Raw genomic sequence first — 20683 nt, forward strand, 5'->3', positions numbered from 1 at the left:
GGCAAAGGACCGCTAAATGGCTCGATGGAAGAAGCCGACGAAAGACGAGATTTTAGAAAACCGGCGAACCCTGGCAGAACGTGCTCGAACAGGTGATTTAAAGCTGCCTGAGGCGGTTGCAGACATCCGCAAAGGTTTCGGCATGACGCAAGAGGAATTCGCTAAAATGCTCACTCTAACGCGGCGACAAGTTGCCGAGATCGAAGCGGGCAGCGCAAACCCAACGCTCGAAACATTGGAAAAGATAGGCCGACTGTTCGGATTCAGTGTTGGTTTTGTGGCCAAGTAGCTCCGCGCGACATGGGAAGCGAGCCAAGCATAGACTGAGTATTCAGATTTTAATGCCATGTAAAAGTCTGGTGTTGATATTAGAGCTCTCCGAGCAAACGAAGCCGAAAATCATCGTGTAAGATTGAATTGATCAACAAAAAAGCTGCCCAGTCGAAGCTGAGCAGCTTTGAAATTCTGATCTGTCAGAATTAGAACTTGTAAGCGATGCCGAGACGAACTTCATTTGTCTTGAACTTATCGCGTACCGAAACCAGATCGTCCGTTCCGAAGTCGAAGTCCTTGTGCCCATAATCTGTGTAACGATACTCGAGACGGACAATCAAATTGTCTGTCGCTGCGTAGTCAACACCAGCGCCCGCAGTCCACCCAGTGAGTGTCTTGCTCTGAGAGGTGCTGATGGTATCAAATCCGTCGCTTGCCGAAAGCGTGTTCTTCACGCTCCCAAACGCAACACCACCAGCGATATATGGCAGGAACCGATCGAAGGCTACGCCGGCTCGGGCACGTACTGCACCTGACCAGCGCAGTTTACTTTCGACGTCCGCACCAAACTCGCCATCACCGACAGAATAACTGTCCTTCAGGTTGTTGTAGGTCACGTCTCCGTCAAGACCAAGAATAACGTTATTGCCAACGTCAAAATTGTAGCCTGCATAAAGACCACCGAGAAAGCCATCCGGCTTCACGCGCAGACTGTCAAAGCCATCACTGAATTCCGACTTGCCCCAGCCATATCCGATCTGGCCACCCAGATAACCGCCGGTCCACGAAAAGACCGGGGCCTCAATGACCGGGCCGGGCTCTTGGTATTGAATTGCGTCAGCGGCTTGAGCGCCGGATACGCCGAGAAAAAGAACCGTCGTGGCAAATAGTGCAGATTTCATCGCATTTCCTCCCTGTCAGCAAAAGCGCCTGAATGACACTCAGTGTCAAATTAGGGCGCTTGCCCAGAAAGACTGTAGTAATTTCGCAACAGTAACCCTGTCATCTCGACGGTGGCTGTGCGCCCAACGCAGAGATCTCGGGAAGGAAAAGAGATGGATCGGTATTGGGACAAACCCATTCAAGCGCGCGTGTTCGATGGAGCTTTTACACAAATTCGTAGTGTTGAGGAGGCAGCGGCATTCATTTTCGATCGTCGACCTCAGGCGATGAACGGGCGCATGCTCTTACCACTTGCAACATAAAATGACGTTCTGACGCTCGGATCCGTTGATTGGGATGCGAGTCTTTCAGCTCGCGCAATCCCGGATGTGAACTCTGCCAGGCTATGCCCGGGATACTTGCTTCGCTCGTCCATAGAAAACAGCAGGCTCTGGCGATGGACAAATGATGCTTGGCTCCGAATTCAACTACAGGGCCATTGTCTTGAGCGGAACAGGTTTTCTACCATCTGGGAGAATTTTTTGGAGATGATCGTAAACGACCTTTGCACTGAACGGTTTTTGTACAAACACGGCGCCGTCAGGCATTTCGCCGGCCTCTCGCTGCATCATCCCGGAGCAGACAAGAATACCAATATGCGGCCAGTTGGCTGCACACTCCCGCGCGAGGTCGAAACCAGTACGTTCACTAGGGGGCATTTGCACATCGGTGAAGAGGAGTTGGAAGCGCTCAGCATCAGCGTCGAGCAGCGCCAACGCCTCTTCGACATCGCCCGCTTCTTTGACCCGAAAACCGGCCGTCTCAAGGATCTCTACCGCGTGGAGACGGATGATCACGTCGTCGTCAGCAACCAGCGCATACGGCGTATAATTATCACTCATCGAACTTCCTAAATGTGAATTGGTCTTATTAAACAGTCCGCATCACAAAACGATCCCTCGGGAGAAGTTTTTTTCTCAATTTTAAAACCGCGTAGATTGAACCATCCGCCACTTTTTGACCAGGCAGACGAGCGTTGCAGTTAAAGAGAAACAAATAAGCAGGAAGCAGGTCGGCACAGAAGCCGCCCACTTTTGTTGCAATGCGGCTTTTCGCGGGGAAAATGCCGAACCTGCATTGAAACGGTTCGGCTAGAAGGCACCAATGCAACTTTGCATGTCCGAATAAAGCAAAGCCAACTGAACGTATTCACAACACAGTTGGCCTTCCCTGGATGGATTAGACCTAGAGAGAGCTACGCTATTCTAGCTCCGAGGTTTTTAGGAAGCCTCAAGCATCGATTTTATGCGGCGACCCAAATCGACCATATCAAACGGTTTGGTCATCACTTCCATGCCAGCCTCCATTTGACCTGCACCCAAGATCGAATTCTCAGCATAACCGGTGACAAAAAGAACTTTCAGGCCGGCGCGAAGTTCGCGAGCTGCATCCGCCACTTGACGCCCATTCATCCCATTGGGAAGGCCCACATCCGTTATCATCAAGTCAATCTGCACGTCAGATTGCAATATGCTCAAAGCGCTGGGTCCATCACCTGCTTCGAGCGGCTCAAGGCCCAATTCTTCCACTGCATCAACGATGAGCATGCGGACCAATGGTTCATCGTCGATAACCAAGACCTGCTGACGTGTTGCCATCATTGGCATTGTTTCCCGATTGAGTTCAATTTGTTGCTCCTCCTTTTCCGAGTGCCTTGGCAAAAAAACGCTAACTTGCGTCCCCTGCCCTAGCTGTGAATCTATTTTGGCGTAACCGCCCGATTGCCGCGCGAAACCATAGATCATCGAGAGGCCGAGCCCAGTACCGACGCCAATGGGTTTTGTTGTAAAGAACGGATCAAAAGCCTTTTCCACGACATCGGCAGTCATCCCGACGCCCGTGTCAGACACCTGCATGACGACGTATTCGCCGCCCCGCACTTTGTGCTGCCGAGCTAGATCATCATTAATCTGTTGGTTGAATGTCCGAATTGAGATCCGCCCACCGCCCGGCATTGCGTCGCGGGCATTCAAGCACAGATTAAGAACTACATTCTCAAGCTGATTGGGATCAACGAGCGTTGACCAAAGGCTTTCGTCGCTCGAAGTTTCCACAATGATTTGTGGGCCAACCGTGCGCTGAACCAGCTCCTGCAAATCCAAGGTAAGGCGGTCGATATTTGTCGGTTTAGGATCAAGGGTCTGGCGGCGCGAAAACGCCAAAAGTCTGTGCGTCAGTGCAGCCGCTCGCTTCACTGCGCCCTGCGCCCCCTCCAGGTATCGTCCCAGTTCAGCGGTGCGCCCTTGCGCAATACGTGTTCTGATCATTTCCAATGATCCCGAAATACCCGCAAGCAGATTGTTGAAATCGTGCGCGAGCCCACCTGTCAACTGACCTACGGCTTCCATTTTCTGGGACTGGCGGAGCTCTTCTTCCCTTGCCATGAGTTCGGCCGTCTGTTGAGAAACGCGATGTTCAAGCGTCTCGTTGAGATCGCGCAACATTGACGTGACCCGGTCGCGCTCTTCTTCGATCGCGCGACGTCCCTCCAAATCAATCAGCACACCGGAAAAGTTCAGCTCTGTACCCTCCGCGTCACGATCAACGCGCCCATTGGCCTCCAGCCAGTAATAGTTTCCGTCAGCACGTCGAACGCGATATTGATGTGAAAAGCTGCCGCCCACTTCGATGGTCTTGTCAATCGCAACCGCCAGCTTCATTCGATCTTCTGCGTGGACTGACTCTAGCAGCTCTTTGAGGTGCGGGCCGCCCTCCACTCCGTTGCGATCAAGTCCAAAGGCTATCGTGAACGGTTCATCGATCGTCACCCGATCGTTGCGTACATCCCAAGACCACGTCCCGATAATAGCCCCTGCTGACAACGCCAATTGGACACGTGTCGCATCGTCGCGTGCTCTTGTCTCACTCGCCTTGAGCTCGGCTTCTGCCGTCTTGCGCGCTGTTACATCACGAAAAAGCACTGAAACCTGATTGAGTGTTGCAGGTTCTACCCGCGATGCCGAGACTTCGATGTGCCTGCCAGCATCCCTGAACTCACGCTCAAAACGGATACGTTCGCCTGTCCGAAGCACATTTCCGTAGAGATCTATCCACTCTTTGGCATCACTGGCTGCGACCTCGTGAACTGATTTACCAACGATGTTCGGAATGCCTGTATGACGCTCATAGCCTGCATTGGCTTCAACATGAATATAGTCGCAAAATTCGCCTGAATTATCCGTGCGAAATTCTATGATGCAAAAACCATCATCGATCGCTTCGAACAGGGCTCGATACCGCGCCTCATTGACCTCGCCAGCAACGCTGGAAGAAGCTGCTGATGCGGTAGGTTCTAGTTTGTTCATTTGTGCCCTAAGTTCGGAGAAAGCGCTCGTTCACGTGCCCTTGAACGCGTGGTTAAGTCTTTAGTTCCGAAAAATAACAGCAATCAAAGGATAAGTGCGGTTTCGCCAGGATTTGACGGCCAAGGAATTTGTAAATCGTCTGCTCCGAACCGTATAAGGATTCTTGTCAATCCACTGCTTCGTTTTGGCCGGGATCAAGAAGGATAGCGTGCAAAAAAAGCGGTTCTTGGCTTCAAGGTTGACGAACAAATCGTGAACATATAATGTTGTCCCATGGCTCCTACAACTTTGCAGAAAAAATTAGAAATCTTATCAGATGCTGCAAAATACGATGCGTCTTGCGCCTCGAGCGGCGGAGAAAAGCGCAATTCGTTGCAGGGTGGGATTGGCTCATCGGGCGGCAGCGGAATATGCCATGCTTATGCACCTGACGGTCGCTGCATCTCCTTGCTCAAAATTCTGATGACTAATTTTTGCATGTTTGACTGCGCTTACTGTATCAATCGTGTGTCGAGTAATGTCGAACGCGCTCGGTTTTCGGTGGAAGAGGTCGTCTCCTTGACGCTCGAATTTTACCGCCGAAACTACATCGAAGGTCTCTTTCTCTCCTCTGGCATCATTCGCTCTCCTGACAAAACCATGGCAGAGATGGCGCAGATTGCACGAACTTTGCGGACTGTTCACGGTTTCAAAGGCTACATACATCTGAAAACCATCCCTGATGCTGCGCCGGAACTCATTCGCGAAGCGGGACTTTACGCCGATCGTTTGTCGATCAACGTTGAACTTCCTCAAGATGAAAGCGTGCGCCAATTGGCACCCGAAAAACGTCCGGAGACAATCCGGGCAACAATGGCGCAGGTGCGCGTGGAGGGCGAAGCCGCTTCAGATAAGACGTTAAGCGGGAAGAAGCCTCCGCGTTTTGCGCCAGCAGGACAAAGCACACAGATGATTATTGGCGCGGATAGCAGTAATGATAGCGTTATTTTAAACACTGCCGTGCGACTTTACAACGGATACAAATTGCGCCGGGTCTATTATTCGGCGTTCAGCCCGATCCCCGATTCAACTTCCGCGCTTCCACTTATCAAACCACCGCTTGAGCGCGAGCACCGGCTTTACCAGGCTGACTGGCTGATGCGTTTTTATGGCTATGACGCAAACGAGATTACGGCTGGCGCAAAAGACGGTTTTCTCGATCTCGACATTGATCCGAAACTCGCTTGGGCCCTAAAGAACCGAGGAAACTTCCCCCTCGACGTCAATCGAGCAACAAGGGAGATGTTGCTAAGAGTGCCTGGTTTCGGGGTGCGTACTGTCGATCGTATTATCGATGCGAGACGAAACCATGCTCTGCGCATGGGCGATTTGATCCGAATAGGTGCGTTAACTCGCAAGGCAAAACCTTTCATAACGCTTCCCGACTGGACGCCACGCGCGCTGTTAGACAGTAGCAATTTACGGCAACAGTTTATGCCGCCACCCAAACAGCTCAGTTTACTCTAGCGAAATTGAGGGAGCGCTGTAATCCAAGCAGCGACGCCGTATGTCCTTTTCTATTACGATAGCAGATATCGGTGCTTTCGATGCTTGGCGGCATGCCGCTCGCAGAGCCATCTCTCACCAAATAGAACCCAAAGAGCTCGATTGGGCATCGCAGAAGAGTTTATTTGTTGGTCAGCCCCTGCCTGAAACTGATGGCGTACATAAAGCAGTCGTGACGCGCAATTTTCTCGATTTAGCGCGCAATGTCGTATGGCACTCAGATGCAGAACGGTTTCATCTGCTTTACGAAGCTTTGTGGAGAATAAGCATGGATGAAGGAGATCCGCTCTCCTCCGTTGACCCGCTTGGCAATCGACTTATGCGCATGGCCAAGAACATCGGGCGCGATCTTCACAAGATGCACGCTTTTCTACGTTTTCGCGAAGTGACATCAGGAGCCACCCGCAGACGTTTCATGGCGTGGTTTGAACCAGATCACCATATTGTCGAACCTGCTTCGGATTTCTTCGTGTCGCGGTTTTCGGACATGGATTGGACAATTCTCACTCCAAACTGCACTGCAGTTTTTGAAGACGGGAGGCTCAATTTTCAACCTGGCGCTCAAAAGCCAGATCTTCCGTCAGATGCCAGCGAGACGCTGTGGCAAACCTATTTCACCAATATATACAACCCTGCGCGCACGAATGTGCGTGCCATGCTCTCCGAAATGCCAAAGAAGTACTGGCGCAATCTTCCAGAGACCCAACTCATTCCAGAAATGCTCAAGGAAGCTGAGGCACGCGTCAATGCAATGGCAACAGCCCAAGCCACTCAACCGCGCAAAGGTTCAGATCGGATTTCGCAACGCTATCGCAGCATTATCGAGAAGCCGGTTGGCGAAATTCAATCCATGGTCGATCTGAATAAGGCGGTTCGCAGTTGTCAGCGCTGCAATTTGTGTGAGCAGGCATCGCAGGCAGTTTGCGGCGAAGGACCTGAGAATGTTGATTTGATGATTGTCGGCGAGCAGCCAGGAGACCGCGAAGACCTCAGCGGCCGCCCCTTTGTCGGCCCCGCAGGTCAACTCCTTCGAAAAATTATGCATGAAGTCCAAATTGAACCGGAAAAAGTTTGGCTAACCAATGCCGTGAAGCATTTTAAGTTCGTTCCCCGCGGCAAGCGACGCTTGCATCAAAGTCCCAACCGCCATGAAATTGATCATTGCCGCTGGTGGCTGCAACAAGAAATATCACTTGTGAAGCCTCGTATTATCTTAGCGCTGGGCGCATCGGCCGCTTATGCTTTGACACTTTCAAATGAACCCATTTCAAAACGAAGGGGCCGGGTCGGGCGTTCGCCAGATGGCGCTCCGCCCATTTTGTTTTCCTGGCATCCATCCCACATTCTTCGTCTTCCAGAGAAAGAGCATCAAACCAAAGCCGAACGCGAGCTCGCATGCGATCTCAAGAAGGCTGGAAATCTCATTGCAACGTCGCAGGAACAGAGTGGTGAAGAAAGCTTCAGGCGCTAGTATGTTGATTAATTGGGCACCAGTTGGCATTGCGTCTTTGTATGTTTAAACATTGAAGATGCAATGGCCTTAGTTATTGCCCTAGATCAATCCAAAAGGTGCCATTTAGTGGCACCGCGAGAAAGCGCTGGTTGATTTCCGCAAGTGTTTGATTTGGATCGATGTGTGAGAACCGTTCTGGATGAAGCCATTTGGCGAAGCACTCGACGATCAGAATATTGAGCGCCGATATCGAAGCCTGATGAGAAATGCCATATGCTCTTTTGTCGTGAACAGCCGTGAGATCACGGCGCACGGTTTCAGAGACGACTTTCCGCAAGGACGCACGCGCGAGATCTTCAGAGATACCGCCTCCTACGATCAATGCAGTCTCCGAAGTGGCTTTCGGTGTCCCTGTCGCAATATAGACCTTTGGATTGGCTTTGAGCACATATTCAGGATTAAGTTTACCCTCGTAGCCAGGAACCGCCTCCGCACCAATGCTCACACCGCCCGCCAGCGCTATATTCTGTGTCATACGGTTGTTACGTCCAGGCGTAGAGCAGCAGGTCGAGTTTGCGAATCCGTCAACGAGCACGGTGGTAGGCCTGTTAATATCTTCTAACGACCGCGTGATGACCCCGTAGTGATCCCGGACGAATTGTGTGTATTCGGCAGCTTGGGCGTCACGTCCAATCGCCTTCCCAAGGAGATCGATGGAAAACGTAGTTGCCTCCACCACGTTGCGCTCGTCGTTTCTGGGACCATCAAGAAAAATGACGGGAATTCCCGCAGCTTCCAGTAGACGTGTCGTGTCTTCCCATCCTACCTGCCACTGGTTAACGACGAACAGATCCGGCTTTACACCGATAATGGTTTCAGCCGACGCCTGACCAGGTTGCAGTGCACCCACAGTCGGCACTTGATCAATCGACGGGAATTTCTGGCGAAATGCATCATAGATGCCTTGATCGATGCGTTGTGGACTGGCCCAGCCGGCAATCCGAGCGACCGGATCGCGATCGATTAACGCCAACGAAAGCAATAGCAGGCTTTCGTTGAGTACAATACGTTTTGCTGGCGATTGAAGGCGCACCGAACGACCTGCGGCGTCTTCAATGAGAATCTCGGCTTCCGCATGCATTGCAGCGGCAAAGAAAATCAACCAGGACGCAACTAAAGTGAAAACCATTGCCGTGAATGATCGGCGGTGCGTTAGCTTCAGCATATTGGTATCACCAACTATATTTCAGGCTTGCGTTGACTGCTCGGCCTGCACCGTAATTGCAGCTCCCGCCGGTGTCATTAAGACAATGCGAAACATATTTTCGGTCAAAAAGATTGCTCGCGTTAACGCGTAGCTTCATCCCATCAAGGTCGTTCCTGATTGCACCGAAATCGAACTCCGCGCCCACATCAACAAGGGTTTGGCCCGGAATTCTGAGCTTTTCGAGATATTTGGCGTCCGTTTGGTAAGAAGACCAGCCACGAACACCTGCGCTAAGCGAAAGGCCGGGGAGGAAATCGGGGCTGTATCTGACCCAGACGCTGGCTTGATGTTCTGGTAAGCGAAGAATTTCTCGTCCGCGTTCAACCGCAAGATTGGATTCCAGGATTTCGGAATTTGAGTACGCATAGGACCCAATCACCTCGATCTCCCGGCTTAGCTCGTACTTTCCTTCCAACTCGATGCCGCGTACGCGCTGTTTCCCAGACTGAACATAACCGGTCTGAATCCCGGTCGTAAGGTAAGGCGTGAGCGCGTTCTCAATATTGAGATTAAACACCGAGATTGCGAACATAGCGTTCGTTCCCACGGGCTCGTATTTGAGTCCAATCTCAAACTGACCTGCACGCTGCGCTTTATAAGGAGTGTCGAACACATCCACACCCAAAAGTGGTGTGAATGTCGTCGAGTAGCTCACATAGGGTGCAAAACCGCTATCGAAGAGATAGGTTAGACCCGCACGCCCCGATATCTGGCCTTCAACGTTTTCAACCAGCGCTTTGGCTGCAGCAGCGCGTCGGTTGTATGTTGAGATTTCCGAGTGGTCATATCGAAGCCCAAGTGTTGCGACCCATCGGTCATAGCGGATCTGATCCTGTAAATATGCACCGAGCTGCTCTTGCTTTTGAAGCGCAGATGCTGAGTAGACAGGATAAGGAATGGACACTCCACCATAGACCGGATTGAGATAATCAATCGATGGGACGCCGGCAGTAGCGTTACCGAAATTGCGATCCGAGGTTGAGCGCAAATATTCCAATCCCAGGAGCACTGTGTGATCCAAGGCTCCTGTTTCAAATCTCGCTTCGGCTTGCGTATCGACGCTGAACGACGTGAGCGTGTCTTCCGAAGCGCCTGACGCACGATTGAGCGTATGTCCGTCAGAGCCATAGGCGAAAGCTGGATTGACAAGCACAAGGAACATGTCCTGCTCCGACCGGCTGTATCGGAGATTTTGCCTCACACTCCAGGTTTCATTGAAATCATGCGAGAACTCATAACCCAGAGTGTAGAAATCACGGTTGAACTCATTAGCCGCCGGATCACCTAGGTAAAGATCGCGCGGGATCTGACCAAACGAATTGGGAAGCAAGGTCCCAACAGCCGGATAGAATCTGGGATTAAAAATTGCCCGATCGCGCTGATAATAGCCTGATAATGTCAAAGACGTGTCCGTCGAGGGCGCCCAGGTCAGGCTCGGCGCAAACATAAGCGCGCGATCTTTCTCCTGATCAATTTGCGTGTTCATGTTGCGCCATTGTCCGACAAATCGGTATAACCAGTTTCCGTCCTTCGTGATGGGACCCGTTGTATCGACAGATGTCTGTATTCCACCAAAGGCAGACGTGCCCACCACGATCTCGTTTGCGGGAGACGTTTGCGGACGCTTGCTCACATAGTTCACGAGCCCCCCGGGCATTGTACGTCCATAGAGAACTGAAGATGGACCTTTGATGACATCGATACGCTCAAGGGCGTATGGATTGACGCTGGGCGTCGCATAGCTGCTGGGATCCCCGGGCAGCGCGAGGCCGTCCATCCAAATAGTACCATAGGTGTTATAGCCGCGAATATGAATCCAGTCGTAGCGAATGTCATAACCATTAGCCTCTGAAAGGACCCCAGGTGTATAACGCAGGGCTTGTGGCACCGTGTCCGCACCTTGTTCTTCCATTTGGCGACGCGTCACCACGCTTACGGCCTGCGGCGTTTCTAACAAGGCCGTATTGGTTTTGGAGGCTGCCTTGCTCTGTTTAGCAACAATGGAATTGTCGATATCTTTATTGCTTCCATTAGCGTCAATCGTTATCGTGCCTAAAACTGTTGGCGCGGCCGTCTCTTGTTGAGAAAACGCGTTTTGCACCTGTAGAGCAATTGCCAAGGCTGTTGTGAGCAAAAGAACCGTCTTCCGCTTCAAACGAAGGGCGTTTTCTTCAAACGCATCTACTTTAGTGCGCAACATTTTATATTCCACGACAACCCCATCACTCTTTTCATCGACGTTTATTCGAAATCCGAATTAAACTTGACCTTTAAAATCATATTAAGATACGAATACGGATTGCAGGGCCTAGCTTGCAAGACTTCAACCTTTGGCAAAGGCAGAAAAAACTTTGTCAAAAGCAGAAAGTACAAATTCGGACTTAAATGACCGGCGGTGCTGAAGGGATGAGTTTGGAACAGGGTTGTTATTACCGTCACCGCACAACATCTGAAAGTGACAGCAGATGAATTCCGCTGAAAAATTGCTGCATCGACCACCTGGGTCAGAGAAGTTATCGGTCGGTGATTTTTTGCGGCGTGACGGTGTCAAACTTGATAGCCCGGATGATAATTTGACGGCCGCTGACACCTTGATTGAAGGTCGATTTTTCCAGCAGGAACTGCGCGAAGGTCTATTTTTACATGTCAGTGACGCCGTCGAAGAACGCCCCTTCACAGCAACGTCGTCTCTTGCTGCAGGTCTCTCGTGTATTTTTTTCCTCGACGGCTGCGTCGATCTGAGAATGGGAGACAGGGATTTCCATTTCCAAGGAGCAAAGGGCGGTAGTGTTGAAGGGACGGCAATAATGAACGCGCGTTCCGAACTCTTCCAACGAAAATCTTTGGGTAGTCAGCGTCTGCGCCATTTAGTTGTTTCAGCATCACCCGAATGGCTCGATATTGACGGTCTTGAGGAAAGCGGCCTTGAAGGCGCTAATAAGAGAAGCTTCAGCGACCACCTGGCGAATCTCCGGTGGACGGTAACACCGCGAACGGTTGAACTCCTCCATCAAATTGTTGCGCCCTCTTCTCTTGGTCCTGCCTTACGAAAGCTTTATCTCGAAAGCCGGACTGTGGAACTCATATCTGAAACGCTTGCAGCATTCACGAAATCCAACACCATCATTTCGGCCGGCTCTATTCTCACACAGCAGGATAAAATACGCCTTGAACGGGCAAAGGAATTCATCGCGGCGAACCTTAATGCTTCAATTAACATGCAGATGATTTCGCGAGCCGCGGGGATTAATCCCAGCGGCCTTCAAAGGATTTTTCAGCTTTGTGAGGGGATGAGTGTTTTTGAGTATATTCGACAAAATCGCCTTCAACGCGCTTTTGCCTTGCTCGTCTCTGGCGAAGCAAACATTTTAACAGCGAGCCTCGTCGCCGGTTATTCGCGGCCCGAGAATTTCACCACCGCTTTTCGACGCCAGTTTAATATCACGCCGAAACAAGCCCTGAGAAGGCAACTGTCTTAAATACCATCATATTGTGTGGTCAAACAGTGCAGGCTGCGACCATCGCGTTTGTTTGGAAAAGCACATCCCGATCGAGTGTTTCAGTTTGTTGGCACAGCCGGTTAGAAAAGCCGGAGTTAAGCGGTGAGAATACCGCTCTTGAGAATGCCTTTATTGACCAGACGGGATGCGTGATTTAGCTCAAGCCATGCGCCGCAAATTGAACTTATAAAAAGACCGCGTGAAGAGATCACGCGGTCGGGACTTTAGGCTTTATATTGCGATCAAAATCTCTGTTCGCTGTACCATTTATCGATATCTTTTCGAACCTGGTCCTTTTCGATACCGTAACGCTCTTGGATTTTTCCTTCCAGCTGGTCACGCTTTCCGGCGATCTTGTCGAGATCGTCATCGGTCAAGTCGCCCCACTTTTCCTTGACCTTACCCTTAAACTGTTTCCAGTTACCTTCAACGCGATCCCAATCCATTTGCTTTCTCCTTTAATATTTATCGGGTAAGTATTCGCAAATCTTCGGTGATTAACAGCCCAATTTTCGTATTCAAAACAATATTATTGACTGCGCCACGTTATGACTGTCACCCTGCTTTAATAACGAATTAGATAAACTGAAGTTCCACAAAAATTTATTTCCGTTCACTTGCCTTAACCGAAATATGAAAAAAGCGGCCTGAAAGCCGCTTTTCTCACTCAATGGTGATGAGTTACTTGGCCCAACGGCCCTCGTACTTAAATTCGGGAGCCTTTTCGAGGTCTTCCTTTGTCGTGTCCATCTTGGCTGACCACTTTTTTTCGTTCTCGGAATAGAGAATTTCGACGTTGGTTGGTGCAACCACCACGTATTTCTCGCCCACTCCAAGGAAACCGCCTACGGAAACAATATAACCGGTTAGAGCGCCTTCCTCGATGACCAGATCCTGAACCTTGCCAATGGTTTCATCCTTGGCATTTACAATGTCCAAACCGAGGATGTTGTTGGTAATGACGTCCGTTGGCTTCGCTGTCACGAAGACTTCCGTCTCGGTTGTCGTAGCCGTTTGCGCGTTTGCAAATGAAGCAAGAGCAACAGTGGCGACAGCAGCTAACAGAATACGGCGCATTTAAATTCTCCTAATGAATTCCTGACGTTAATGTCGGTATAGAAATGCGAAGGCCCTTAAATTGGTTCCGAGGATAAATGAAAATCTTTGCGTGTGAATGAAAATGGCTACGAACGTCTACTGAGGAAACGATCAGCGCGACCGCGTTTTGACGATACCAAACGACATTCCTTTAACAACTGCTGGCAATGCAATAAGACCTCGCGTTAGGCCTGCTGTTCCCCACTTTTTTGACAGCGCCGCTGGTCGTGATCCCGTTGAAGAACGGCAAAGGTTGAACGGGCCGTTTCTTCGGTCAAAGCGATCTGCATCCTCCCCTTGAATGTTATCGCGCGGCGTGTCCCTTTTTCCAGAACAGACCAGTGTCCGTCACCATTTCGCTGGAGTTTGTATCCGCTCATTTCCCCTCCGCCTTAAGCAAGACGCTTCTTGAAACTTAACCTGTCGGCTGGATCACCGTTTGCGATAGCTTCAGAAAAAACACAGCACGCAGCATATCCAACTTCTTGCTCGCCCAACTCCGCTGACGTTGATTTGTTTCCAAGAGGCTAAATGGTGAATTGTTGCGGCTTTCGCTCGTTGCCCTCATCAAAATCGACGCTCAAGCCACAGTGGAAATGCAATGCCGGTTTTCAGAAAAACGAAAACGTTTGAGCCGACCACTAAGACTTTCGAAATCGCAACAGATCGGTGTTGAAATTCCCTTGGAGTCCTCTACTTCCGACCAGGTTAAGAGAGTAGGTGAACCATGAAATATAAGGTCTTAGCGTTGGCTTCGCTGTTAGCACTCGTTGGCTGTGCGGGATATAATAAATCCGTTGCAAGCCAAGCAGGCGTAGTGCCTGTACGTGATTTCGACGCAAAGCGTTATCTTGGCAAATGGTACGAGTTGGGACGGATCGAAAATCGCTTTGAACGCGGCATGACACAAACCACTGCGCAATATTCGCAGAATGGTGACGGCACGATCAAGGTCGTTAATGCTGGGTTTGATCCTGCGAAAGGACGCTTCCGAAGCGCTGTGGGCAAAGCAAAATTCGTTGAAGGTGAGGACGTCGGTGCACTCAAAGTTTCGTTCTTCGGACCATTTTATGGCGGTTACAACGTGGTGGCCCTTGATGCCGATTACCAATGGGCGATTGTTGTGGGACCTAATCCAGATAAATATTTCTGGGTTCTCTCGCGGAAGCCCCGCCTGACAAGGCAACTGAAAAACAAGGCATTAGCGGTTGCACAAGGTCTCAACGTTAATCAAGACAAGATCCTTTGGGTTGATCAAAAATAGCTTTGTTCAAATTCTAGATATTATGCATTTGTTAACCCTAAAGACTGCGAAATGTATGAAAAGGTCCAATGGAACTTGGTGTTGCAGTAATACTACAGACATTTTTCGCGAGAGGTTTATGTTGATCTCCAGAACAGATTTTAGCTGCTGAAGCAGCCTTGGAGAAATAGAGATGAATATTAAATCCGCTTTACTTGCATCAACAGTAGCATTCTTTGGCTTTTCTGCAGCACAGGCGGCAGACGCCATTGTTTATGAAGAGCCAGCGCCTGTCGTTACAGCGCCTGTATTCTCCTGGACCGGCGGCTATGTTGGCGGCCAGATTGGGTACGGCTGGGGTAAGTCACGTTTCAGCAATGAATTCACAGCGATCAACGTGAAGCCTGACGGCTTTCTTGGTGGCCTTTATGCGGGCTATAACTTCGATCTTGGCAATAGTTTCGTTCTAGGCGTCGATGGCGACGTCACCTACAACAACCTTAAAGACAGCTACTCAGAAACAGATCTCGATGGGACCGAAAGTTTGGAAAGCAAACTGCGCTGGTCGGGTGCTGTACGGGCTCGTGCGGGCGTGGCGATGGATCGCTTTCTGCCATACATTGCCGGTGGTGTAGCATTCGGTAGCGTCAAGAATACATTGTCTGCCAATAACGCCGTTGAAGACGTCAGTATCTCACAAAGCAAAACGCTCACTGGCTGGACCGCAGGCGCTGGTGTCGACTATGCCGCGACTGACAATGTTATCGTTCGCCTCGAATATCGTTACACCGACTATGGTCACAAGAATTTTGACTTTGGTGTTCCAGAAGCGGGCGTCCGCGACAAGTTCAAGACCAACGATGTCCGCCTTGGTGTAGCATACAAGTTCTGATCTGCTCGCATACATATAAAGCCGCCCAGTCAAGCTGGGCGGTTTTTCTTCGTAATGCGTATGCCAAATGATATCGGCTGAATTTGAACCGGGGACATCTCAATCAAGGACGGCGGGCGTCCGTCTTCATTCAGGCCTTTGTTACGACGCAGTGGTTGTAGAGCCGAGACAGAACGCCAATTTTTCCGTCAATCTGCGGCTCTAAAAATAAACGGGACGCGCACCCTGCCTCTTATGGAGGTTTTATATGGCTGGCACCTTTTGACCCCATTAATAGCCACAAGCCCGACTAGATAATTGGCCAGTCCGCCTGCTTTTACCACTTCTATATCAGTGACATTGCCTTCGTCTCGCAAGGTAAACTCAATGATTGCGTCACCCGATAGGTTAAATGGCATCTTAATGCAGCTTCTCACCTGCTCTGCCAACGATCTTGGTTCTTCCTGGCTGGAAAGCTCTTTTGTAAAGCCGTTATCAATACCCTGCGCAAATATCAGCGCCGCGCAACCTATCAAGAACTTCATAATCGCCCCAGTATCGTTATTAAGCGGAATTCTAGCCAATTGCTTGATGGATCGTTGATAAAATGCGTGCCTTTAACTGCTGTCTGCTAAGAGCGGTAACGTGCGTGAGTACGGGACAGATAAATCAACGAACTAACTGAGGAATCTGCGCGTTCGACGGATCACCTTCTTCACCGAGACATTATATCAATCTTCCATAACGAGCCTGTGATTAATTGGGATCGATATCCAACTTTTTCTCGCTGAAGGGCACAGCTAAGATGTTTCAAACACAGACTATGCAGCTCCGATGGGCCTAGTCTTTAGACCTGTCTGGATATGGCTCGGTTGGAACCTGCTTTTTCGGGTTACCGGGAGCGTTGGTTTGTTCATGCGTCGGTGTTTCGTTTTGGTCTTTGGGCTCAATTGGTGCCGGGTCAACGACCTTAGTTTCTCTATTGAGATCTGGATCAGACCAGGGACTCTTTTTCCGGTTCATTGTTGGCTCCTATTTTCCGCTTCTTCGATATTGAAAGTGCTAATCAAGCCTTGAGCGACAATAGCAATAGCTGCAGCTGTCTCCGCCTCTTCCCATCCAGCGTTTCTTGCCGAAGCGATCAGGCCCATGATTTCGTTGGCGACGGCTTCCTGGCAATCAAGCTCTCGTTCGGGGTATTTTCCAGGATGTCTTGGCTTGAGCATTGGCGTTCTCCTGATTTCCCATAGTCACAACGCGTGAAACGGAAAAAAGGTTCTGACGTTAACTCGGTTTCTCAGCGCAGACTTGGGCTCAAGCGACGAACTGACAGCAAGCTTCGCCAACTCTACCATGGCGGCTGCACAAAAAGCTGCGCCTTCGAAAAGGTGAAATATCATGGTCACCATCATGTTCATCAGCGCGATGAAATCTTATGATGCCAATTCGCCCCCCCTGTGATGTCTTGATGATTTAAACGTTAATTTCCGTTCCCACTCATTCGTATAAAGCTCCAAGTGAGCGACATCTCTCATCTCATTCCATACTAGGCTCACAAAATTGCGATTTTGGTCAACAGCGGCCGCAGGATGTCCCGAATGGGATGATTTCACCAAGCCCATGAGATGCTTCCCCCTCGCTAAGTTTTCAAAGACTATTACCAACCCTTTCTGCACGGTAAGCAAAAGGAGAGCCGTTATGATCCGCTCAGCGGCAGAATTCGGCGGGCTTATGAGAGCACAGCAAGAGGCAGGGATGGACGCAAGTCTTGCTCTCGGAGCGCGCGAAAGGGAAAAGCTTCATCGTCGACCTAGAGAATAGCAACCCCAACTGCCGGCTCAAGAAATCCCTGGCCGCGTGAAAACTTTGCCGACGATCTATTACGAGAACTAGACTTTCGCCCACCTGTCGGATCATAATCGCCTGTCGCCGCATCCGTCCGCGAGCTTATCGAAAAGCGGCGCCTATTCCTTATTTGGCACTATGGGCAGTTCAGACTAGCTTGGCACAGACCGGGTTGTTTCTAAATGAAGTCTCGATACACAGCTCAGTCTTTATGAGGCAGGTGTGCATGCCTGTACTAACGCCGTATTGGATAGTGGCGCGGTGCCGTATCAACCCCAATTAAGGCATCGTTCATTTCAAAGGGATGGTTGAAGCTTGCAGGACTGATGAGAGCAAGCTTCACCTCTTCGATGTTGGATGCCTTGCTTGCTTTGATTAGGTATTGCGTAACTACGATTCCGGGGCATCAAGCGCACCTTCGCCGAACAGTTCGAAAAAAGCGAGACGGTAAAGATTTAAGCCAAGCCGCCCCGCTGGTTCAAAGTTTCGACGCCGCGTGGCACGTACGATCCCGGTTGGGCGGTTCTGGCGCAGGTGGACGGCGAGAAACTGCTGAGGAAGAATTGAAGGCGTACAAGGATTGGTATGCTGTCTCATACCGTATCAGCTTAAGTATTTCGGCAGCCAGACTTATACTTACGAATTGAGGAAAGCAGCCGCCAATGGGCAACAATGGTACATAGCTTGCCCAAACTTTTTTTGGTCGCAAGTTATCGATATTGCAGTATGATGGCATCTATGTAGGCAGAAAAAGCTTCAAATGCTCTGCTAGCAAATCTTAAGTACAACTCGATAATTCAGACTATTACAGCATGACCGCGGATTGGAATGTTTTAGACTAACCGTGACGGCCCGATTTCCTACAATCTTCTTGATGTGAGCAAGGTTAATTGGGAGATGACCGTCTTTGAGGATCATCGCCTTTTCGAGTTCAACAGATCCCATGGCGTAATCCATATCGAAGGTCGGCTTTACAGTCTCTTTGACGTTCTCAGGCCTGGGGCGCACCATTGCAGGAACGTCAGCAGCTACAGGCCCGATGCCGGGCATTCGCAGGAATGTACGTCGTTTCATATCCGTCCCTCTGATTGATTTACCGGTCTTGCCCACTTGAATCGCATTATGAGGGGAAATCTGAACCCGGAGCGGACAGACGGTTTCAACCACCTCGAATGTGGCCTTGTTCCAAGCGACCGGCTGCCTCTGTAGGAGATGCCCGCGTCCCGATTTGATGTGTATTTTATTACACATTATTGTTGATCGTAAATGTCTTCTTGTGTATCTATATACACATTCAATAGCACGGAGAGCCGATGCTACGAGACAGCAGAAAGATTGTGAAACTCCTTGAAAGTGAAGGGTTCGAAATAATCTCGGTGAAGGGTTCTCACCACAAGTTCAGAAAAGGGGAACAAACCGTAATAATCCCCACCCTAAGAAAGACCTTCCGCTAGGAACGGCGAAGGCGATAGCGAAACAGGCCGGCTGGGATTAACCAGCCTGCCAAACCGCAAATCAATCTCTACAGTCCGAGCACAGCTCACGACCGAAAGGAAAACTCTTATGAAGCACTTTTTTGCATTGGTGCATAAGGATGCAGATAGCGCGTTTGGTATTCAGTTCCCTGATCTACCAAGCGTTTTTTCTGCTTCCGACGAGGCTAACGATATCATCAAGAATGCGATTGAAGCCCTTCAGCTTTATGCAGAGGATGAAGCCCTTCCGGAAGCATCCAGTCATGCCGATATTTTGGCTCGTGATGAAGTCCGGTCAGAATTGGCTCAAGGTGCCTATTTGGTCTCTGTACCCTTCATTGAAGATGATAGCGCGGTTGTGCGCGTGAATGTCACCTTTGAACGAGGCGTTTTGAAAGCTATCGACACAATAGCAAAGGATCGCGGCTTAACGCGCTCATCTTTCTTAGCTCAAGCTGCCAGACATGAAATTGAGGTCGGCGTTTAAGCGCCTGCCTTTTTTCCCAAATGAAAAAGCCCCACGAGAGCGAGGCTGTAGATGTTTGGTATAGATCAGAAACGGAGAAAGCGGACCATAGCTGGATGTCAGACGACCTTCGGAAATCTGACGCTGACGCCGCGCAACTTCACGAGTACCGTTCGGAGTATACCAGCGTCCGCGAATGCGCTTGCTGACATCACGCTTACGGTGATGTGGGACAGGGTCACTCAATACGTTTGAGACTGAACCCGAAAGACATTCGCGACGCCTTTAGCTCCCAAATCTACGGCTTATTCTTCTGGCTGCTGGCGCGATGGCGCGTGCCGCGGCAGCTTTGACCGCCTGCCACCGCTCCAGTCGGGACTCTCCAAGCAGACAAGGACGGATTGAGGGCGCATAGCGCTCTCCATCGCGGAATGGAAAGAGGCCGCGCGGCTGGATATGTCTCTTGATAAATACGGCATATTGCCGTATATTATTCGAATGAAGGAGGCCGTCATGTCCAAACCGTTTGCAGAGCCTGATACCGCCCGACTGGAGGCGCGTATTCCGATCCATGTCTATGACCAGATGCAGCGCGCCGCGCGCCTGCGTGGAATGACCCTAACGGGCTATCTGATCGCCACTGCTGGCGAAGATGCCCGGCGCGTTGTTGAAGATGCCGAGATCATGCGGCTGGCGCGCGCCGATCAGATTCGTTTTGCTGAAGCGTTGATCGATCCGCCCAAGCCGAATGAGCGGCTGGCTCGTGCCGCCAAACGTCATGCCGAATTGATCGAACGCCGGTGAGTGCCCGCTTTGTCATCGAGCCGCTGGCGAAGTCAAACAAACGAGGTGACTTTGCCAGCGGCAACGAACGGATCGACAGCTATTTCCGCGAGACGGTCTCACAGGACGTGAAGCGCAAATATGCGACCTGCTTCGTCGCAGCGGAGGTCGCCACGGGCCGTATAGCGGGGTTCTACACCCTGTCGTCCAGCAATGTGCCCCTCAACGCCGTTCCCGAGCCGTTGGCGAAGAAGCTGCCGCGTTACCCGTCCATTCCAGCCGTGCTGATAGGCTGGCTTGGTCGGCACAACGACTATGCCGGTCAGGGGCTTGGCGAAGCCTTGCTGTTCGACGCCATCAAGACGGTCGCGACGTCGCCCATTGGGGCACATGCCATCTTCGCGGATGCCATCGATGACAAGGCTGCGTCGTTTTACGCCGCGTTCGGCTTCTCGGCCCTGATTGAAAAGCCGCGCACCCTCTATCTGCCGGTTGCGACTGCGTTGAGTCTGGTGTCGTCATGAGGCTGATCGGGCAAGCGAGCGGCAAAAGACGGCGATCGGCGGCACATAGGCTATTCGTGATCGGGGATGCGCATCCGATCCTTGGCCATGTCC

Annotated in this window: 19 protein-coding genes and 2 pseudogenes; 11 read left to right on the forward strand and 10 right to left on the reverse strand. The window is 50.7% G+C overall.

Features of this window, described 5'->3' with window-relative positions; all coding sequences use genetic code 11:
- Window positions 1–16: 16 nt before the first annotated feature.
- Window positions 17–289 carry a helix-turn-helix transcriptional regulator gene (locus QSJ70_RS26110; RefSeq protein ID WP_285540978.1) on the forward strand — a complete coding sequence of 91 codons (273 nt, stop codon included), beginning with the start codon at window positions 17–19 and terminating at the stop codon, window positions 287–289.
- A 190-nt stretch (window positions 290–479) separates the two neighbouring features.
- Here QSJ70_RS26110 and QSJ70_RS26115 read toward each other — a convergent pair whose 3' ends face one another.
- From QSJ70_RS26115 to QSJ70_RS26125, 3 genes are all read right to left on the reverse strand, one after another.
- Window positions 480–1175 (reverse strand): outer membrane protein, encoded by a 696-nt coding sequence (locus QSJ70_RS26115; RefSeq protein WP_285540980.1) that lies wholly within the window; start codon window positions 1173–1175, stop codon window positions 480–482.
- A gap of 468 nt (window positions 1176–1643) precedes the next feature.
- Window positions 1644–2057 carry a response regulator gene (locus tag QSJ70_RS26120; protein WP_285540982.1) on the reverse strand — a complete coding sequence of 138 codons (414 nt, stop codon included), beginning with the start codon at window positions 2055–2057 and terminating at the stop codon, window positions 1644–1646.
- 378 nt (window positions 2058–2435) lie between these two features.
- Window positions 2436–4520, reverse strand: a complete 2085-nt coding sequence (locus QSJ70_RS26125; RefSeq protein ID WP_285540984.1) for an ATP-binding protein — start codon at window positions 4518–4520, stop codon at window positions 2436–2438.
- 273 nt (window positions 4521–4793) lie between these two features.
- Here QSJ70_RS26125 and QSJ70_RS26130 point away from each other — a divergent pair, with 273 nt between their 5' ends.
- Both QSJ70_RS26130 and QSJ70_RS26135 read left to right on the forward strand, forming a co-directional pair.
- Complete coding sequence (locus tag QSJ70_RS26130; protein WP_285540985.1) at window positions 4794–6026, forward strand: putative DNA modification/repair radical SAM protein; 1233 nt, start codon at window positions 4794–4796, stop codon at window positions 6024–6026.
- Window positions 6027–6066: 40 nt separating this feature from the next.
- Complete coding sequence (locus QSJ70_RS26135) at window positions 6067–7536, forward strand: UdgX family uracil-DNA binding protein (protein ID WP_285540986.1); 1470 nt, start codon at window positions 6067–6069, stop codon at window positions 7534–7536.
- A gap of 73 nt (window positions 7537–7609) precedes the next feature.
- On the opposite strand, the gene QSJ70_RS26140 is transcribed toward QSJ70_RS26135, so the two are convergent.
- Both QSJ70_RS26140 and QSJ70_RS26145 read right to left on the reverse strand, forming a co-directional pair.
- The gene (locus tag QSJ70_RS26140) at window positions 7610–8743 is read right to left on the reverse strand and encodes an ABC transporter substrate-binding protein (RefSeq protein ID WP_285540989.1); all 1134 of its coding nucleotides are present in this window, start codon (window positions 8741–8743) and stop codon (window positions 7610–7612) included.
- A gap of 7 nt (window positions 8744–8750) precedes the next feature.
- Entirely contained in the window at window positions 8751–10985 is a 2235-nt protein-coding gene (locus tag QSJ70_RS26145) for a TonB-dependent siderophore receptor (RefSeq protein ID WP_285540991.1), read from the reverse strand.
- 265 nt (window positions 10986–11250) lie between these two features.
- Between QSJ70_RS26145 and QSJ70_RS26150 the strand changes: the two genes are divergently transcribed.
- Window positions 11251–12264, forward strand: coding sequence for a helix-turn-helix transcriptional regulator (locus QSJ70_RS26150; RefSeq protein WP_285540994.1), 1014 nt, complete (start codon window positions 11251–11253; stop codon window positions 12262–12264).
- A 263-nt stretch (window positions 12265–12527) separates the two neighbouring features.
- Here QSJ70_RS26150 and QSJ70_RS26155 read toward each other — a convergent pair whose 3' ends face one another.
- Together QSJ70_RS26155 and QSJ70_RS26160 are read right to left on the reverse strand one after the other, a co-directional pair.
- Window positions 12528–12731, reverse strand: a complete 204-nt coding sequence (locus QSJ70_RS26155) for a CsbD family protein (RefSeq protein ID WP_285540997.1) — start codon at window positions 12729–12731, stop codon at window positions 12528–12530.
- A gap of 235 nt (window positions 12732–12966) precedes the next feature.
- Window positions 12967–13362: a PRC-barrel domain-containing protein gene (locus QSJ70_RS26160; protein ID WP_285540998.1), complete on the reverse strand. Its 396-nt coding sequence runs from the start codon at window positions 13360–13362 to the stop codon at window positions 12967–12969.
- Between the two features lie 748 nt (window positions 13363–14110).
- Between QSJ70_RS26160 and QSJ70_RS26165 the strand changes: the two genes are divergently transcribed.
- Both QSJ70_RS26165 and QSJ70_RS26170 read left to right on the forward strand, forming a co-directional pair.
- Window positions 14111–14647, forward strand: coding sequence for a lipocalin family protein (locus tag QSJ70_RS26165; protein WP_285541002.1), 537 nt, complete (start codon window positions 14111–14113; stop codon window positions 14645–14647).
- Window positions 14648–14819: 172 nt separating this feature from the next.
- Window positions 14820–15518 (forward strand): outer membrane protein, encoded by a 699-nt coding sequence (locus QSJ70_RS26170; RefSeq protein ID WP_285541004.1) that lies wholly within the window; start codon window positions 14820–14822, stop codon window positions 15516–15518.
- Between the two features lie 188 nt (window positions 15519–15706).
- On the opposite strand, the gene QSJ70_RS26175 is transcribed toward QSJ70_RS26170, so the two are convergent.
- Together QSJ70_RS26175 and QSJ70_RS26180 are read right to left on the reverse strand one after the other, a co-directional pair.
- The gene (locus QSJ70_RS26175; protein ID WP_285541006.1) at window positions 15707–16042 is read right to left on the reverse strand and encodes an energy transducer TonB family protein; all 336 of its coding nucleotides are present in this window, start codon (window positions 16040–16042) and stop codon (window positions 15707–15709) included.
- 474 nt (window positions 16043–16516) lie between these two features.
- Entirely contained in the window at window positions 16517–16723 is a 207-nt protein-coding gene (locus QSJ70_RS26180; protein ID WP_215781137.1) for a hypothetical protein, read from the reverse strand.
- Window positions 16724–17816: 1093 nt separating this feature from the next.
- On the opposite strand from QSJ70_RS26180, the pseudogene QSJ70_RS26185 reads away from it, so the two are divergent.
- Window positions 17817–17909 (forward strand): annotated as a pseudogene (locus tag QSJ70_RS26185) (hypothetical protein); the annotation flags it as partial.
- 201 nt (window positions 17910–18110) lie between these two features.
- Here the strand turns inward: QSJ70_RS26185 and QSJ70_RS26190 are convergent.
- Window positions 18111–18416 (reverse strand): hypothetical protein, encoded by a 306-nt coding sequence (locus tag QSJ70_RS26190; RefSeq protein WP_285541007.1) that lies wholly within the window; start codon window positions 18414–18416, stop codon window positions 18111–18113.
- 239 nt (window positions 18417–18655) lie between these two features.
- Here QSJ70_RS26190 and QSJ70_RS26195 point away from each other — a divergent pair.
- The 4 genes and pseudogenes from QSJ70_RS26195 to QSJ70_RS26210 form a co-directional block, all read left to right on the forward strand.
- Window positions 18656–18819: pseudogene (locus tag QSJ70_RS26195) on the forward strand (type II toxin-antitoxin system HicA family toxin); the annotation flags it as partial.
- 86 nt (window positions 18820–18905) lie between these two features.
- A complete protein-coding gene (locus tag QSJ70_RS26200; protein ID WP_285541010.1) occupies window positions 18906–19304 on the forward strand; it encodes a type II toxin-antitoxin system HicB family antitoxin in 399 nt (132 codons plus the stop codon).
- 492 nt (window positions 19305–19796) lie between these two features.
- Window positions 19797–20087: a type II toxin-antitoxin system TacA family antitoxin gene (locus QSJ70_RS26205; RefSeq protein ID WP_285541012.1), complete on the forward strand. Its 291-nt coding sequence runs from the start codon at window positions 19797–19799 to the stop codon at window positions 20085–20087.
- Window positions 20084–20590: a GNAT family N-acetyltransferase gene (locus QSJ70_RS26210; protein ID WP_285541014.1), complete on the forward strand. Its 507-nt coding sequence runs from the start codon at window positions 20084–20086 to the stop codon at window positions 20588–20590. The genes QSJ70_RS26205 and QSJ70_RS26210 overlap by 4 nt, the downstream gene beginning before the upstream one ends.
- Window positions 20591–20683 lie beyond the last annotated feature (93 nt).

This window comes from Brucella sp. NBRC 12950, assembly GCF_030268145.1.
Classification (GTDB): Bacteria; Pseudomonadota; Alphaproteobacteria; order Rhizobiales; family Rhizobiaceae; genus Brucella.

Bases quoted from the DNA above. Each gene is read 5' to 3' on its own strand.
- QSJ70_RS26110 (WP_285540978.1), top strand. From the start codon at position 17: ATGGCTCGATGGAAGAAGCCGACGAAAGACGAGATTTTAGAAAACCGG.
- QSJ70_RS26115 (WP_285540980.1), bottom strand. From the start codon at position 1,175: ATGAAATCTGCACTATTTGCCACGACGGTTCTTTTTCTCGGCGTATCC.
- QSJ70_RS26120 (WP_285540982.1), bottom strand. From the start codon at position 2,057: ATGAGTGATAATTATACGCCGTATGCGCTGGTTGCTGACGACGACGTG.
- QSJ70_RS26125 (WP_285540984.1), bottom strand. From the start codon at position 4,520: ATGAACAAACTAGAACCTACCGCATCAGCAGCTTCTTCCAGCGTTGCT.
- QSJ70_RS26130 (WP_285540985.1), top strand. From the start codon at position 4,794: ATGGCTCCTACAACTTTGCAGAAAAAATTAGAAATCTTATCAGATGCT.
- QSJ70_RS26135 (WP_285540986.1), top strand. From the start codon at position 6,067: ATGTCCTTTTCTATTACGATAGCAGATATCGGTGCTTTCGATGCTTGG.
- QSJ70_RS26140 (WP_285540989.1), bottom strand. From the start codon at position 8,743: ATGCTGAAGCTAACGCACCGCCGATCATTCACGGCAATGGTTTTCACT.
- QSJ70_RS26145 (WP_285540991.1), bottom strand. From the start codon at position 10,985: ATGTTGCGCACTAAAGTAGATGCGTTTGAAGAAAACGCCCTTCGTTTG.
- QSJ70_RS26150 (WP_285540994.1), top strand. From the start codon at position 11,251: ATGAATTCCGCTGAAAAATTGCTGCATCGACCACCTGGGTCAGAGAAG.
- QSJ70_RS26155 (WP_285540997.1), bottom strand. From the start codon at position 12,731: ATGGATTGGGATCGCGTTGAAGGTAACTGGAAACAGTTTAAGGGTAAG.
- QSJ70_RS26160 (WP_285540998.1), bottom strand. From the start codon at position 13,362: ATGCGCCGTATTCTGTTAGCTGCTGTCGCCACTGTTGCTCTTGCTTCA.
- QSJ70_RS26165 (WP_285541002.1), top strand. From the start codon at position 14,111: ATGAAATATAAGGTCTTAGCGTTGGCTTCGCTGTTAGCACTCGTTGGC.
- QSJ70_RS26170 (WP_285541004.1), top strand. From the start codon at position 14,820: ATGAATATTAAATCCGCTTTACTTGCATCAACAGTAGCATTCTTTGGC.
- QSJ70_RS26175 (WP_285541006.1), bottom strand. From the start codon at position 16,042: ATGAAGTTCTTGATAGGTTGCGCGGCGCTGATATTTGCGCAGGGTATT.
- QSJ70_RS26180 (WP_215781137.1), bottom strand. From the start codon at position 16,723: ATGCTCAAGCCAAGACATCCTGGAAAATACCCCGAACGAGAGCTTGAT.
- QSJ70_RS26190 (WP_285541007.1), bottom strand. From the start codon at position 18,416: ATGAAACGACGTACATTCCTGCGAATGCCCGGCATCGGGCCTGTAGCT.
- QSJ70_RS26200 (WP_285541010.1), top strand. From the start codon at position 18,906: ATGAAGCACTTTTTTGCATTGGTGCATAAGGATGCAGATAGCGCGTTT.
- QSJ70_RS26205 (WP_285541012.1), top strand. From the start codon at position 19,797: ATGTCCAAACCGTTTGCAGAGCCTGATACCGCCCGACTGGAGGCGCGT.